General features: G+C 68.3%; 13 protein-coding genes. 8 read left to right on the top strand and 5 right to left on the bottom strand.

Annotated features, from left to right (window positions below; translation table 11 throughout):
* Nucleotides 1-63 precede the first annotated feature (63 nt).
* The 8 genes from ACAG24_RS00490 (at nucleotide 64) to ACAG24_RS00455 (ending at nucleotide 10,839) form a co-directional block, all read left to right on the top strand.
* On the top strand, nucleotides 64-861 hold the full coding sequence (locus tag ACAG24_RS00490) for an NUDIX hydrolase (protein ID WP_370471738.1): 798 nt from the start codon (nucleotides 64-66) through the stop codon (nucleotides 859-861).
* A gap of 107 nt (nucleotides 862-968) precedes the next feature.
* A complete protein-coding gene (locus ACAG24_RS00485) occupies nucleotides 969-3,338 on the top strand; it encodes a DUF6049 family protein (protein WP_445206152.1) in 2,370 nt (789 codons plus the stop codon).
* Nucleotides 3,286-6,876 (top strand): murein biosynthesis integral membrane protein MurJ, encoded by a 3,591-nt coding sequence (gene murJ, locus ACAG24_RS00480; RefSeq protein ID WP_370470742.1) that lies wholly within the window; start codon nucleotides 3,286-3,288, stop codon nucleotides 6,874-6,876. Before ACAG24_RS00485 ends, murJ begins: the two co-directional genes overlap by 53 nt.
* 56 nt (nucleotides 6,877-6,932) lie before the next feature.
* A complete protein-coding gene (sigM, locus tag ACAG24_RS00475) occupies nucleotides 6,933-7,511 on the top strand; it encodes an RNA polymerase sigma factor SigM (protein ID WP_370470741.1) in 579 nt (192 codons plus the stop codon).
* Nucleotides 7,512-7,599: 88 nt separating this feature from the next.
* Nucleotides 7,600-8,136, top strand: coding sequence for an RsmA family anti-sigma factor (locus tag ACAG24_RS00470; protein WP_370470740.1), 537 nt, complete (start codon nucleotides 7,600-7,602; stop codon nucleotides 8,134-8,136).
* A 112-nt stretch (nucleotides 8,137-8,248) separates the two neighbouring features.
* Nucleotides 8,249-9,244, top strand: a complete 996-nt coding sequence (gene trxB / locus ACAG24_RS00465; RefSeq protein WP_370470739.1) for a thioredoxin-disulfide reductase — start codon at nucleotides 8,249-8,251, stop codon at nucleotides 9,242-9,244.
* A complete protein-coding gene (gene trxA, locus ACAG24_RS00460; RefSeq protein ID WP_370470738.1) occupies nucleotides 9,241-9,567 on the top strand; it encodes a thioredoxin in 327 nt (108 codons plus the stop codon). Before trxB ends, trxA begins: the two co-directional genes overlap by 4 nt.
* An 84-nt stretch (nucleotides 9,568-9,651) precedes the next feature.
* Nucleotides 9,652-10,839: an N-acetylmuramoyl-L-alanine amidase gene (locus tag ACAG24_RS00455; RefSeq protein ID WP_370470737.1), complete on the top strand. Its 1,188-nt coding sequence runs from the start codon at nucleotides 9,652-9,654 to the stop codon at nucleotides 10,837-10,839.
* 4 nt (nucleotides 10,840-10,843) lie between these two features.
* Here ACAG24_RS00455 and ACAG24_RS00450 read toward each other — a convergent pair whose 3' ends face one another.
* From ACAG24_RS00450 to ACAG24_RS00430, 5 genes are all read right to left on the bottom strand, one after another.
* Nucleotides 10,844-11,593 carry an acetyltransferase gene (locus tag ACAG24_RS00450; protein ID WP_370470736.1) on the bottom strand — a complete coding sequence of 250 codons (750 nt, stop codon included), beginning with the start codon at nucleotides 11,591-11,593 and terminating at the stop codon, nucleotides 10,844-10,846.
* A gap of 217 nt (nucleotides 11,594-11,810) precedes the next feature.
* Entirely contained in the window at nucleotides 11,811-12,809 is a 999-nt protein-coding gene (locus ACAG24_RS00445) for a ParB/RepB/Spo0J family partition protein (RefSeq protein WP_370470735.1), read from the bottom strand.
* A 43-nt stretch (nucleotides 12,810-12,852) separates the two neighbouring features.
* A complete protein-coding gene (locus tag ACAG24_RS00440; protein ID WP_370470734.1) occupies nucleotides 12,853-13,785 on the bottom strand; it encodes a ParA family protein in 933 nt (310 codons plus the stop codon).
* Nucleotides 13,785-14,468, bottom strand: coding sequence for a 16S rRNA (guanine(527)-N(7))-methyltransferase RsmG (gene rsmG / locus ACAG24_RS00435; RefSeq protein WP_370470733.1), 684 nt, complete (start codon nucleotides 14,466-14,468; stop codon nucleotides 13,785-13,787). Before rsmG ends, ACAG24_RS00440 begins: the two co-directional genes overlap by 1 nt.
* A gap of 80 nt (nucleotides 14,469-14,548) precedes the next feature.
* Nucleotides 14,549-15,127 carry a Jag family protein gene (locus ACAG24_RS00430; RefSeq protein ID WP_370470732.1) on the bottom strand — a complete coding sequence of 193 codons (579 nt, stop codon included), beginning with the start codon at nucleotides 15,125-15,127 and terminating at the stop codon, nucleotides 14,549-14,551.
* Between the last annotated feature and the right edge of the window lie 12 nt (nucleotides 15,128-15,139).

The following is a 15,139-nucleotide window of genomic DNA, read 5'->3' as shown; positions in this document are numbered from 1 at the left end:
AGGCATGTCACCGACCGGCGAGTGCGGTGAGAGGTGCTGTTCATGCCAGCTACTATCGCTTGGGTGTCGGAAGGGGAGCAGGCGAGGCCACGACGGCGCCGAGGGCGGCGCCGAGGCCGACGCGCGGCAGGTCCCCCGGAGTCCGGTTCCGAGCAGGTCGCCAACCCCCGCCAGCACACCGCCAGTTCCCCCGCCAACGGTGCCGCGCCCGACAAACCCGGCCAGGCTCCCAAGCCCCAGAAGTCCCGGGCCCGACGGCCGCAGGAACGACTCCGCACCGTCCACGAGACGTCCGCCGGCGGCCTGGTCATCGACGGTCTCGACGGGCCGAAGGACGATCAGGTGGCCGCCCTCATCGGCCGCATCGATCGGCGCGGACGGATGCTCTGGTCACTGCCGAAAGGCCACATCGAGATGGGTGAGACGGCCGAGCAGACCGCCATCCGCGAGGTCGCCGAGGAAACCGGGATCCAGGGCGATGTGCTGGCTGCGCTGGGCAGCATCGACTACTGGTTCGTCACCGAGGGCAGGCGGGTCCACAAGACGGTGCACCACTACCTGATGCGGTTCCTCGGCGGAGAGCTCTCCGACGAAGACGTCGAGGTGACCGAAGTCGCGTGGGTGCCGCTGCGAGAGCTGCCTTCTCGACTGGCCTACGCCGACGAGCGCAAGCTCGCCGAGGTCGCCGACGAACTGATCGACAAGCTGCATTCCGACGGGCCCGGTGCACTTCCCCCGTTGCCGCGCACGACGCCGCGCCGCCGCGGTCAGACGCACTCCCACACCCGCCAGCGCAGGCCTGATTCCAGCGCGCAACCCCAGCCCGGCCGGCGGACGAACGGCTGCGGTCAAGGCCCGTGACGGAGCATGGGCGCTCTGAGCGGACCCCTCACCGCGGCTCGTCCCTCGCCGCTCGATCGTCATCCGCTGGGCGCCTGCTCGTCCTGATCCTTGCGCTCCTGCTTGCCGTGGCACCGGTCGCCGCTCCCCCACTCGGGGCCGCCCAGCCGGGATCGATCCCGTTCCTGCGCGTGCAGATCGACAGCGTCACCCCCGACATCGTCACCACGACCAGCGATCAGATGGTGACGGTGACGGGCACCATCAGCAACGTCGGGGACCGCGCGGTGCGCGACGTCGTCGTACGCCTGGAGCGCGCCCCGGCCGTCACGTCGTCGAGCGCGTTGCGCACCGACCTCGCCGGCAACGTCGACCAGTACCAGCCCGTCGCCGATTTCATCACTGCCGCACCCGAACTCGCGCGTGGACAACAGGTTCCGTTTCGTCTGGCCTTCCCGCTGAGGTCCGCCGACGGGTCGTCGATGAGGATCGACACCCCTGGTGTGTATCCGCTCATGGTGAATGTCAACGGCACCCCCGACTACGGATCCGCCGCCCGTCTCGACGACTCGCGCTTCCTGCTTCCCGTGCTCGGGGTCCCGCCGCAGGAGGCGCAGGAGGGACAAGACGACGGGGTCGCGGCCGCCGAAGCGCTCGAGTCCGCGGTGCCCCCCGACACCACCCGTCCCGTCGGGCTGACGATGTTCTGGCCGCTGGCCGACCGGCCCCGGCTGGCCGCGGGCGCACCCGGCGGCACGACGCCCGTACGCCTGATCGACGACGAGTTGGCGACCTCGCTGGCCCCGGGCGGGCGCCTGGACACGATGCTGACCGCCGTGGACTTCGCGACCAGCCCCGAGGTCGATCCCGGCGGCGCCGTCACCCGCGCGCTGTGTCTGGCCGTCGACCCCGATCTGCTGGTCACTGTCAACGCCATGACCAACGGCTACGTCGTCAACGACGCCGCCGACGCCGGCCCCCGCACCCCGACCCATCCCGGGGCGGGACAACAGGCCGCCATCGACTGGATGAACAGGCTCAAGACGCTGGCCGCGCGGATGTGCGTCGCACCGACGACATACGCGCAGACCGACCTCGACGCGCTGAACCGGGTCGCCGACCCCGGCCTGTCCTCGATCGCCACCACCGGGTCGGGCGGCATCGTCGACCAGATCCTCGGCATCACCTCGACCCGCGGCGCGAGCCTGGTCGGCGACGGCCCGCTCACCGCGTCAGCGGTGCAGCTCCTGACCGCCCAGGGTCCGACCGTGGCCGTCGGGGCCGCGAATCTGGTCGGTCCGGAGGAAACCGCCGACGGGATGGCCGAGACGGCCGACACCCGTCCGATCCGCTATACCCCCAATGTCGTTGCCGCACAGTTCGATCCGGCTGTCGGCGCAGCCCTCGCGGGCGTCGGCCCCGCTCCGGAGTCCCCGTCCTATGTGGACCCGTCACTCGACATCTCCGTCAAACAGGACTCCGCGGCGGCCCGCCGCCAGGACGCACTCGCCTCGTTGCTGTGGCGCAGCCTGCATCCGGAGACCACACCGCGGACCGAGATCCTGATGCCTCCGCTGATGTGGAACCTGACCCCGCAGGACGCCCAGTCGATCCTCACCGCGGTGGCCACCAGCATCCGCGCGGGCCTCGCCACACCCCGGCCGCTGCCGGTGCTCATCAACGACGCGAACGCGGCGGCGGTCGACGCGCCGCTGCCGACCGGTCCCCTCGGCAACCCGCGGGGCCGGTTCGACGCAGGCGTGGTGACCGGCATCGCGGCGGCGACGGGCCGCCTGTGGGGGCTGACGGCGGCGCTGACCACCGACGAGCGCACCGGCCTGACCGGATACCAGTACACCGCGCCGCTGCGCGAGGACCTGCTTCGCGCGCTGAGCCTTTCGGTACCGCCGGACGCCCGCAACGGGCTCGCGCAGCAACGGTTGACCACGGTGGGGCGCACGGTCGAGGACCTCTTCAACGCCGTGACCATCGTCAACCCCGGCGGTTCCTACACGCTCGCGACCGAACGCAGCCCGCTGCCTCTGGCTCTGCGCAACGACCTCCCGGTGCCGATCCGCGTACGCCTGGACATCGACGCGCCGCCCGGCATGACGGTGACCGACATGGGCGAGATCGTGTTGCCCCCGGGCTTCCTGCCGCTGAAGGTTCCCATCGAGGTGCACTTCACCCAGCGCGTGGCGGTCGATGTGGCGCTGCGGACCGCCGACGGTGTGCCGCTGGGTGAGCCGGTTCGGCTGTCGGTGCACTCCAACGCCTACGGCAAGGTGCTGTTCTTCATCACGTTGACCGGCGGCGCGGTGTTGGCACTGCTGGTCGGGCGCCGCCTGTGGCATCGGTTCCGCGGCCAGCCCGACCGTGCCGACCTCGACCGGCCCGACCCGATCGAGGTCGCGCTCTCCTACCGCGACGACGAGACTCCGGCCGATGCGGGCGCCGGTCGCCGTGCCAGGACCGCGCCGGGCGGCAGCGATGCGTGAGGCAAAACCTCCCCGCGCGGCGGTGCGGACGGAGATGTCCGACGCCGCGGTGGTGTCGCGGTCGTGGGGCATGGCGCTGGCCACCCTCGTCAGCCGCCTGACCGGTTTCGCGCGCATCGTGCTGCTCGCCGCGATCCTGGGCGCGGCGCTGTCGAGCGCGTTCACCGTGGCCAATCAGCTGCCGAACATGATCGCCGCGCTGGTGCTCGAGGCGACGTTCACCGCGATCTTCGTGCCGGTGCTCGCGAGGGCCGAGCGCGACGACCCGGACGGCGGCACCGCCTTCGTACGACGGCTTCTGACCCTGGCCACCACGCTGCTGCTGGTCGTAACGCTGATCTCGACGGTGGCGGCTCCCCTACTCGTCGACCTGATGCTCGGACCCGACCCACTCGTGGACCGGCCGCTGACGACCGCGTTCGCCTACCTGTTGCTACCGCAGATCGTCTTCTATGGTCTGTCCTCGGTCTTCATGGCAATCCTGAATACCCGCAACATCTTCGGGCCGCCTGCCTGGGCGCCGGTGGTCAACAACGTCGTCGCCATCCTCACGCTGGTGGTGTATGTCCTTGTCCCGGGCGAACTCTCGCTCAACCCGGTGGAGATGAGCGATGCCAAGCTGCTCGTCCTGGGCATCGGCACCACCCTCGGCGTCGTCGCCCAGGCCACGGTGTTGTTCGCCGCGATCCGGCGTGAGCGGGTCAGCCTGCGACCGCTGTGGGGCATCGACGACCGGCTGAAGAAGTTCGGGATGATGGCCGTGGCGATGGTGCTGTACGTGCTCATCAGCCAGGTCGGTTTCATTGTCGGCAACCAGGTCGCCAGCTCGGCCGCCGCGTCGGGGCCCGCGATCTACAACTACACCTGGCTCATCCTGCAGCTGCCGTTCGGCATCGTCGGCGTCACCGTACTGACCGTGGTCATGCCGAGGTTGTCACGCAACGCGGCCGCCGAGAACGGGCCGGCCGTGCTGGCCGACCTGTCGCTGGCCACGCGGCTCACCATGGTCTCGCTCATCCCCATCGTCGCGATGATGACCGTCGGCGGGCCCGCCATCGGTAGCGCACTGTTCTCCTACGGCAATTTCGGTGCAGTCGACGCCGCGTACCTCGGGATGGCGATCACCCTCTCGTCGTTCACCCTCATCCCGTATGCCATGGTGCTGCTGCAGCTGCGCGTGTTCTACGCGCGACAGGAACCGTGGACGCCGATTGTGCTGATCATCGTCATCACCGTGGTGAAGATCGCCGCCTCGCTGGCCGCACCCCACCTGACCGAGGACCCCGAACTGGTCGCCGGCTACCTCGGATTGGCCAACGGGCTGGGCTTTCTCGCCGGTGCCACCGTCGGCCATCTGCTGCTGCGGGCGCGGCTCGATCCGCCCGGTGGACGGCTCGTCGGCCACGACGTCGTCCGCACGATCCTGGTCACCATCACCGCGTCGCTGGGCGCAGGCCTGGTCGCGCACGTGATCGACCAACTGCTCGGCCTGGAGAACCTCACCGAGCACTGGGGTGCCGGAGGTTCGCTGCTGCGGCTCTCGGCCCTTGGCCTGGTGATGGTGCCGCTGATCGTCGCCGTGATGCTTGCTGCGAAAGTCCCCGACGCCCACGCGGCGCTGGCCGCGGTGCGGCGACGCGTCGGTAGCCGCGCACCCGCGGCGGGACCGCCGGTCCGGGCCGTACCGCCTAGACCGCTGCCGTACCCTGATCGGAGGGGACGATCGGCCGATGTTGCCGACGACGGGAGGCGGAGAGGAACTGCGGTGAGCGACAAACCCACCAGCGACTCTTCGCCGGCGTCCGACCCCGCCGCGACCACGAGGATCACCCGACCCTCGCCAGACGACTTCCAACCCGACGTCCCCGACCTCCCCCACGAGGACGTCCACCCGCCCGCGGACGATTCCGCGACGACGGCCATTCCGGCAGCGAGCCCCACCGTCCGGCCCGCATCGGAGTCCCCGCCGCGGCCGCCGTCGGACTACGGCGGCGACCCCACCCGCGAGACGCTGGCCTTCGATCCGCCGCGCGAACCCGCGATCGAGACCGCGACCTCGGCCGAAGAGCTGCACCTGATCCCGGGAGCCACCGTCAACGGGCGCTACCGGCTCCTCGTGTCCCACGGCGGGCCCGCCGACCTCCAGTTCTGGCAGGCCCTCGACACGGCGCTCGACCGTCAGGTCGCGCTGACCTTCGTCGACCCCGACTCCACGATGCCCGCGCAGAAGGTGCAGGACATCCTGGACCGCACGCAGCGGCTCAGCCGCATCGACATGCCCGGCGTCGCCCGTGTGCTCGATGTCGTGAAGACGAGCGGCGGCGGCCTCGTGGTCTCCGAGTGGATCCGCGGCGGATCCCTGGCCGAGGTCGCCGAGACCAACCCGTCGCCGATCGGAGGCGCCCGCGCGATCCAGTCTCTGGCCGCCGCAGCCGAGGTCGCCCACCGCAACGGCGTGGCGCTCGCCATCGACCACCCGAACCGGATTCGTGTGAGCATCGACGGCGACGTGGCACTCGCATTCCCCGCCACGCTGCCCGACGCGTCGCCCGACGACGACATCCGCGGCATCGGTGCGGCGCTCTACGCGCTGTTGATCAACAAGTGGCCGCTGCCCGAGACCGGGGACCCCAGCGGTCTTGACCAGGCCGACCTCGATGCCGCCGGTCAACCGGTCGAGCCCAGGTCCGTCGACCGCGACATCCCGTTCCAGATCTCGGCCGCCGCGGCGCGCGCCGTCCAGGAGGGCGGCGGTATCCGCAGCGCGCCGACGCTGCTGAACCTGCTCCAGCAGGCCACCGCGATCGCCGACCGCACCGACCACATCTCACCGGTCGACGACCCCTCGCCCGAACCCCGCACCGGAGACGCGGAGTCGGAGACCGACGCCGACGCCGACGCCCGGCGGCGTAAGAACGTGATCATCGCACTGACCGTCGCCGGCGTCATCGTCGTCGTCGCGGTCGTTCTGCTCGCGACGGTGCTCAGCCGGATCTTCGGCGACGTCGGCAGCGGACTCGGCGGGGACGAACTCGGCCTCAATGCCCCTACGTCGTCGACCACTTCCGAGAGCCCGAGCACCAGTGGCTCGGCCATCAAACCCGTTCGCGCCACGGTGTTCTCACCCGAAGGCGAGGCCGACGCACCCGACCTCGCCTCATTGGCGATCGACGGCAACGCGACCACGGTGTGGCCCATCGACACCTACAGCGACCCGGTGCCGTTCCCGAACTTCAAGAACGGTGTGGGTCTGATGTTGCAGTTGTCCGAACCGGCCACCATCGGCTCGGTCACGATCAACCTCAACAGCACCGGTACGTCGGTACAGATCCGTTCGTCGGACACCGCGACACCGTCGTCGCTGGACGCCACGACGGCGCTGACCGACCCGACCCCGCTGCAGCCCGGGTCCAACACGATCGAGGTGGACGACGCCGAACCGACCTCGAACGTCCTCGTGTGGGTGTCCACCCTGGGACAGGTGAACGGGGAGAGCCGCTCCGACATCGCCGAGATCACACTCAACGCCCGCTCCTGACCGTCGCCCGGAAACTGGTGACCGACCCCTCCCCCGGTGCCGATTAGTGTTCGGCTGTGGGGATTTTCGGGGCTGAGCCGGAGCCGAGGGGGCGGCCGCGCACTGACGCCGACCTGCTGACCGCGCACGTCGCCGGGGACCGCTACGCCTTCGCGGAACTCTTCCACCGCCACCAGCGTCAGCTCTATCGGCTCGCGCAACTGACGAGCCGAGACCCCGACGACGCCGCCGATGCTCTGCAGGACGCGATGCTCGCCGCGCACCGCACCGCGCCTTTGTTCCGCCACGACTCCGCGGTGAGCAGCTGGCTGTACCGGATCGTGGTCAATGCATGCCTGGATCGGCTGCGCCGCAACAAGACTCGTCTATGGGATGTCCTGGACGACCAGGTGGCCGGTGCCGTCGATCCGACAGCACGACTCGAAACGACCCTTGTCATCGAACGGGCACTGATGCGTCTGCCGGTCGAGCAGCGGGCCGCGGTGGTCGCGGTGGACATGCAGGGGTTCTCGGTGGCCGAGACGGCGCGCCTGCTCGGCGTCGCCGAGGGGACGGTGAAGTCGCGGTGTTCCCGCGCCAGAACCAAACTGGCCGAATCGTTGAACTGTCTGGCTGCCGGCGCCGCCGCGGACTGAGCCCGTCGACTAGCCTCGAACGATCGAGCCCAGCGAAGACTCCGACGACCCGGCCACTGCGGCCCGCATCCGGCACGAACTCACGCAGTTGGACGACGGGAACGCCCCCGAGGTTCCGCCCGACGTCACCGCGCGGATCGACGCCGCTCTGCGCACCGCGCCGCACCCGGCTGCCCATGCGCTTGTGCGCCCGCAGCTGAGCCACGCGCAATGGGTGGGTCTGCTCGTCGGGGCCTGCGCCTTGTCGCTGGCCGCCGTCGGCGGTGCCCACCTGCTCGCCGACGACTCGCCTCCCGCGTTTCCCGCGGGGCCGACAGCGTCGCAGATCACGGTGTCGGCCCCGGCGTTCCCACTCTCCGCAGAGGAGGTGCGCGCCGTGCTCACCGCGCGGCCCGACCTGGGTCCGCTGACAGATCCCCGGCGGCGTGCGGCCTGCCTGGCCGGCCTCGGATACATCCCCGACGTCGACGTGCTCGGTGGGCGGCGGCTCGACGTCTCCGCCCGGCCTGCGGTGCTGCTGGTGCTGCCCGGGCACACGCCGGGAGCCGTCGACGCCGTCGTCGTAGACGCGGAGTGCGACGCCGACACCGCCGCGCCACTCGCGAGGACCTCGCTGCATCGGTGATCACGCCCGGTGACGCGGCGGGAACACCCCGGCCTACCCTGTTGTTTAGAGACTGCAGGTGTTTACGCAGCTGCGGTTCTGGAGAACTCTTGCCCCAGGCAGAAAGGTTCGCATGACCTCCTCAGAGACCGTTCACGACCTCATCATCATCGGGTCGGGCCCCGCCGGCTACACCGCAGCCGTCTACGCCGCCCGGGCCCAGCTCAAGCCGCTGGTGTTCGAGGGATCCCAGTTCGGCGGCGCGCTGATGACCACCACCGAGGTCGAGAACTACCCAGGCTTCCGCAACGGCATCACCGGCCCCGAGCTGATGGACGAGATGCGCGAACAGGCACTGCGCTTCGGCGCCGATCTGCGCATGGAGGATGTCGACGCCGTCAACCTCTCCGGGCCGGTGAAATCGGTCACGGTCGGCGACGAGACCCACCGGGCTCGCGCGGTCATCCTCGCGATGGGCGCTGCAGCTCGCCACCTCGGTGTCCCCGGTGAGGACGACCTTCTCGGTATGGGCGTCAGCACCTGTGCGACATGCGACGGCTTCTTCTTCCGCGATCAGGACATCGCCGTCGTCGGTGGCGGTGATTCCGCGATGGAGGAAGCAACGTTCTTGACCCGGTTCGCCCGGAGCGTGACGCTGATCCACCGGCGCGACGAATTCCGCGCGTCGAAGATCATGTTGGAGCGCGCGCAGGAGAACGAGAAGATCACCATCCTGACCAACACCCAGGTCACCGGAATCGAAGGTGATCCGAAGGTGACGGGAATCAAGTTGCGCAACAGCGTGACCGGCGAGGAGTCCACCTTGGCCGTGACGGGCGTGTTCGTCGCGATCGGCCATGACCCTCGTTCGGACCTGGTGCGCGGCGAGGTCGACCTCGACGATGAAGGCTACGTCCAGGTGGTCGGCCGCACCACCTACACGTCGGTCGAAGGTGTTTTCGCCGCAGGCGATCTCGTCGACCACACCTACCGCCAGGCGATCACGGCAGCCGGAAGTGGTTGTGCCGCTTCGATCGACGCCGAGCGGTGGTTGGCCGATCACGCCGAGCCGGGCGAAAGAACCTCTACAACAACCGATGACACCGACCTGATTGGAGCACAGCAGTGAGCGAATCCACGAAGACGGTGACGGACGACTCGTTCTCCGACGACGTCCTCGCCAGCGGCACACCGGTTCTGGTGGACTTCTGGGCGACATGGTGCGGACCGTGCAAGATGGTCGCCCCGGTACTGGAGGAGATCGCCTCCGAGAAGGCGGGCGCGCTCACCGTCGCGAAGCTCGACGTCGACGAGAATCCCGCCACCGCACGCGATTTTCAGGTGGTCTCGATCCCCACGATGATCCTCTTCAAGGACGGTCAGCCGGTGAAGCGGATCGTCGGCGCCAAGGGCAAGGCCGCGCTGCTGCGCGAGCTCGCGGAGGTCATCTAAACACCTCGGATCGCCACACATCGTGGCGTGATTCGCCGCCTGGGGTTTTTCCGAATCCCCTGACGGTCTGAGACAATGCTGCGTATGTCGAGTCTGCGTCGCGGTGACCGCGGTGGTGCGGTCGCCGAGATCCGGGCCGCACTCGCCGCGCTCGGAATGCTCGGCGATCCCGACGACGACCTGACCACCGGCAAGCATTTTGCGGCAGACATGTTCGACGACGACCTCGATCACGCCGTGCGGGCCTTCCAGCAGCATCGCGGTCTTCTGGTCGACGGGGTCGTCGGCGAGGCCACATACCGCGCCTTGAAGGAAGCCTCCTACCGGTTGGGCGCTCGCACCCTCAACCATCAGTTCGGTGCGCCGATGTACGGCGACGACGTGGCGACGCTGCAGGCACGCCTGCAAGATCTCGGGTTCTACACCGGCCTGGTAGACGGGCACTTCGGGCTGCAGACGCACAATGCGCTGTCGTCGTACCAGCGCGAGTACGGCCTCTATCCGGACGGAATCTGCGGCCCGGAAACGTTGCGCTCCTTGTACTTTCTCGGCGCCCGCGTCACTGGCGGTTCGCCCCACGCGATCCGCGAGGAAGAACTGGTCCGCAGCAGTGGGCCGCGGTTGTCCGGCAAGCGGATCATCGTCGACCCGGGCCGCGGCGGCGCCGACCACGGTCTGATCATGAACGGGCCGTCGGGCCCGATCAGCGAAGCAGACATTCTGTGGGACCTGGCGAGTCGGCTCGAAGGCCGGATGACGGCCATCGGAATCGAGACCTTTCTCTCGCGGCCGATCAACGCCTCCCCGACCGACGCCGAGCGCGCGGCGACGGCCAACACCGTCGGCGCCGACATGATGATCAGCCTTCGCTGCGCCACTCATTCCAGCCCCGCCGCCAACGGCGTCGCGTCCTTCCACTTCGGGAACTCGCACGGCTCCGTCTCGACGATCGGGCGCAACCTCGCTGACTTCATCCAACGAGAGGTCGTGGCGCGCACCGGTTTACGCGATTGCCGGGTGCATGGCAGGACGTGGGACCTGCTTCGCCTCACTCGGATGCCCACCGTGCAGGTCGACGTCGGTTACATCACCAACCCCGACGATCGCGCCACCCTGGTGTCGCCGGAGTCCCGCGATGCCCTCGCCGAAGGCATTCTCGCCGCCGTCAAGCGTCTCTACCTGCTCGGCAAGAACGACCGTCCGACAGGGACTTTCACGTTCGCCGAGCTGCTCGCGCACGAACTCGCCGTGGAGCAGGCCCGCCGCGGCTAGCGCCCTACGGGCAGGGGCTCGCCCCAGCCCCGACGGGTTGCTGCAGTTGTGCATTCTCCAGAAGCCGCTCCAGTGCAGCTTCGACGCCGGCTTTCCAACCAAGCCCCTGCTCGAGCTCGAGCCGTAGCCGCGGAAAGTACGTGTGGTGGGACACCACAACGAATCCGGCGTCGGTCAAGACGTCAGCGTCGAGCACGCACTGTTCGACAGAGCAGTCGCCGAGGGCCTCCACGACCGGGCGGACGTCGGACGGAACGGACTCCAGCAGCGAAAGCTCGGTGGCCTCCGCTGTACGACCGAATGCCTCCAGAGCACGCACCCCTCGACGAACCAGATCGTTCACAACCCCGGCGATGAGCGTGCGCGACAAGTCCTCGGCATTCTGTCCGGACTCGACGCCCAGCGTCGTGAGCAGAACGGCGTCGGCACTGACGGGCCCGGTCGGAAATCGCCCGGCCCGCGGCACCGACCTCGGCGGCGCGTAGAACACATATCCCAGACACGGGGCGTCGTCGGATTCCGGCGGTGGCGCTTCATCGAGCCCGGTGCTGGGACACTCGACAGCAAGCTGACCGCATGACCCCCACTCGAGCATGACCATCGACAGCCACGCTTCCTTCTCGAATTCCGGATCGGAGAGCTGATCACTCCCGCCGACGATGCCGGGGTCGACCTCCCAGTACACGCAGCGCCGCGCATGTTTCGGCAACTGCTCGAACGCCTCGAGCCGCAGGGGCGTGATACGTGCGGCCACTAATCTCCCCGGTCTCTTCGCCGTGCCGGAACCGACGGCTGCCCCTCCAGGATAGAAGGCGGGCGCCATCTCGGGCCTGTCCGGCCACCGGAATCGCCTTCACTTACGCTGCGATGCCAATTCACCTGGGGCACAAACTGTTTCCGCGACACAGCCGGCGTGGTCGCCCAGCGCCGGGCAGGTGTGTCACAGTGACGTAATTCCCCGGTGTGACCGGTCATGGCTTGGACGCGTTCATCATCTCCACAATTCGCTGCAAATCGTCCACCGAGCCGAACTCGACAACGATCTTTCCCTTTCGCTTGCCCAGGCTGACTGTGACGCGCGTGTCGAACGCGGTCGACAGCTGCTCGGCGACATCCTGCAGCCCGGGCATCTGAATCGGCTTGCGCCGTGGTGCCGAGGGCGTGGCGCCACCGTTGCGGTTGGCCAACGTGACCGCTTCTTCGGTGGCGCGGACCGACAGTCCTTCCGCCACGATGCGCGCGGCGAGTTCCTCCTGAAGTTCCGGGCCTCCCTCGAGGGACAGCAGAGCGCGGGCATGCCCGGCCGAGAGCACACCGGCTGCGACTCGTCGCTGAACCGCGATCGGTAGACGAAGCAGCCGGATCATGTTGGTGATCAGAGGGCGGGACCGCCCGATGCGGGACGCGAGTTCTTCGTGGGTGACGTTGAACTCGTCGAGCAGCTGCTGATAGGCCGCGGCTTCTTCCAACGGGTTCAACTGCGCACGGTGGATGTTCTCCAGCAGCGCGTCCCGCAGCATGCTGTCGTCGGTGGTCTCGCGGACGATCGCAGGGATCGTCGCGAGCCCGGCTTCCTGCGCCGCCCGCCACCGCCGCTCCCCCATCACCAGTTGGTAGCGCGGCGAGTTCGCGTCATCGCCCGCGGTCGCCCGCACGACGATCGGCTGCATGAGGCCGAACTCTTTGATCGAGTGCACCAGCTCGGAGAGCGCTTCTTCGTCGAAGACCTGGCGTGGCTGCCGGGGGTTCGGATCGATCTGCGACGGTGCAATCTCCCGGTACACCGCGCCTGCCGGGTTCGCATCGCCCGCAGTCTCGGCCGTCGGTGCGCCGCCGAGGAGAACGTCGGCCGCCGCCCCGCCCATCCTGGGTCCCAGCGTGGCCGGCTCGTCACCTTCGACCGGACCTGTCGGAATCAAGGATGCGAGCCCCCGGCCGAGGCCGCTGCGCTTGCCAGCCTGCTTGCTCATCAATCCCGTTCTCCTTCGCCCAGTGCAGTTACTGCTCGGTCGCTCATCGGTCCTGACCCTGCCCGCCGCGTAGAGCAAGTTCGCGACTGGCGTCGAGATAGCTCATCGCCCCCCGGGATCCAGGGTCGTAGTCGATGATGGTCATCCCGTATCCGGGAGCTTCCGAGACTTTCACGCTGCGCGGGATCACGGTGCGCAGGACCTTGTCGCCGAAGTGCTCGCGCACATCCATCGCGACCTGGTCGGCCAGCTTCGTGCGTCCGTCGTACATCGTCAGGACGACGGTGGTGACGTCGAGCTCCGGGTTCAGGTGAGACTTCACCATGTCGATGTTGCGCAATAACTGACCCACACCTTCCAGTGCGTAGTACTCGCACTGGATCGGGATCAGGACCTCGGGCGCGGCGACGAGCGCATTGATCGTCAGCAGCCCGAGCGACGGCGGACAGTCGATGAAGACGTAGTCGAAGTCGTAATGCTTCAACTCGGTAAGCGCGGTGCGCAACCGACCCTCGCGGGCGACCATGCTGACGAGTTCGATTTCGGCACCGGCCAGGTCGATGGTCGCCGGGATGCAGTAGAGCCGTTCGCTGTGGGGGCTGCGTTGCAGAGCGGTCTCGACTTTGATCTCGCCGATCAGCACCTCATAGGACGACGGCGTTCCGGGGCGGTGCTCGATGCCGAGCGCGGTGCTGGCATTGCCCTGGGGATCGAGGTCGATGACCAAGGTGCGCAGACCTTGCAAGGCAAGCGCCGCCGCGATGTTCACTGCGGTCGTCGTCTTGCCGACGCCGCCCTTCTGGTTCGCGATCGTGAAGACCCGCTGCTTCTTCGGCCGCGGCAGCTGTCCCTGGACGGCTGCCTGCATCAGGCGAACCGCGCGCTCCGCTTCTGCTCCGATCGGGGTGTCCCCGTCTTGGGAGTTCCACGTTTCACGTGAAACATCGGCCACCCCGGCATCGTTCGGGCCAGACATCAGCGGTGCTTCCTTCCCGACCGGGATTGCTTTCCCGACACCATTTCCTGAAACCCTACGACGACCGTCGCGGGCGGATCCACGAATCGACCGCCACATCTCTCCACCTTCACATCAGACATCCCCAGAGCGGCCATTGCCCGCCGATGCTCACGCACTTCGTCGTCCGCGCGCTCGCCCTTGATGGCGAGCATCCGGCCGCCAGGCCGTAGCAGAGGTGTGCTCCACTTGGCGAGCTTGTCCAGCGAGGCCACGGCGCGCGACACAACGACATCCGCTGCCCCCACCTCGTCACGAACGTTCCGGTCTTCGGCCCGTCCGCGGACGACGGTGCACTCGATGCCGAGTTCGTCGATCACTTCGCGTAAGAAATCGCTGCGGCGCAAGAGGGGTTCGATCATGAAGACGACAACGTCCGGGCGGGCCAACGCCAACGGTATCCCGGGGAGACCAGCTCCACTACCGATGTCCGCGACGCGCTCTCCGGGTGCCAGCAACTCTCCGACCACCGCGCAGTTCAAGACGTGCCTATCCCACAGGCGGTCTACCTCACGCGGTCCGAGTAGTCCGCGCTCGACGCCGGCACCGGCGAGAATCTGGGCGTAGCGCGCGGCGGCGTCGACCGCCGGGCCGAAGAGGTCGACCGCTGACGAGGGTGGCGGTGGCACGTCCGCGTGTTTCACGTGAAACATCCTCCGACTATTCGCGGCGCAACCACCGGCTCACTCCCCTAGGACGACGGAGAACTACAGGGATGTAACTCTCAGTCGACGAGGACGACGACGCGGCGCGACGGCTCGACGCCCTCGCTCTCGCTGTGGACGCCGCTGATACCGGCGACCGCGTCGTGCACGATCTTGCGCTCGAACGGCGTCATCGGAGAGAGCTCCTCGCGCTCACCGCTCTGCAACACCCGCTGCGCGACCTTCTCGCCCAGGGCCGCCAACTCATCGCGCCGGCGCCGGCGCCACTGTGCGATGTCCAGCATCAGCCGGCTACGCTCACCCGTCTTCTGGTGTACGGCCAGCCGGGTCAGCTCCTGAAGCGCGTCGAGCACCTCGCCCTTGCGCCCGACCAACTTGTTCAAGTCCCCGCCACCATCGATGCTCACGATCGCGCGGTCGCCTTCGACATCCAGATCGATGTCACCATCGAAGTCCAGCAGGTCCAACAGCTCTTCGAGATAGTCGCCGGCGATCTCGCCTTCGGCAACCAACCTCTCCTCCAGATCCTCGGTGGGACCTTCGGCGCCGTTCTCCGAGACCTCGACATCCTCGTTGGTCGGAAGTGCCTCGGCGGGCTCGGCAGCCGCGCCGTCAGTTTCGTGCTCTACATCAGTCATTGCTCACACCTC

The sequence above is a fragment of the Mycobacterium bulgaricum genome, from assembly GCF_041287165.2.
GTDB classification, from domain to species: domain Bacteria; phylum Actinomycetota; class Actinomycetes; order Mycobacteriales; family Mycobacteriaceae; genus Mycobacterium; species Mycobacterium bulgaricum.
Note: the sequence above shows the minus strand (reverse complement) of the source record. Positions and strands in the feature narration are given on the sequence as shown.

Excerpts from the sequence above, each read along its gene's own strand:
- murJ (WP_370470742.1), top strand. The coding sequence starts at position 3,286 with ATGCGGGCGCCGGTCGCCGTGCCAGGACCGCGCCGGGCGGCAGCGATG.
- trxB (WP_370470739.1), top strand. The coding sequence starts at position 8,249 with ATGACCTCCTCAGAGACCGTTCACGACCTCATCATCATCGGGTCGGGC.
- ACAG24_RS00455 (WP_370470737.1), top strand. The coding sequence starts at position 9,652 with ATGTCGAGTCTGCGTCGCGGTGACCGCGGTGGTGCGGTCGCCGAGATC.
- ACAG24_RS00445 (WP_370470735.1), bottom strand. The coding sequence starts at position 12,809 with ATGAGCAAGCAGGCTGGCAAGCGCAGCGGCCTCGGCCGGGGGCTCGCA.
- ACAG24_RS00440 (WP_370470734.1), bottom strand. The coding sequence starts at position 13,785 with ATGTCTGGCCCGAACGATGCCGGGGTGGCCGATGTTTCACGTGAAACG.
- ACAG24_RS00430 (WP_370470732.1), bottom strand. The coding sequence starts at position 15,127 with ATGACTGATGTAGAGCACGAAACTGACGGCGCGGCTGCCGAGCCCGCC.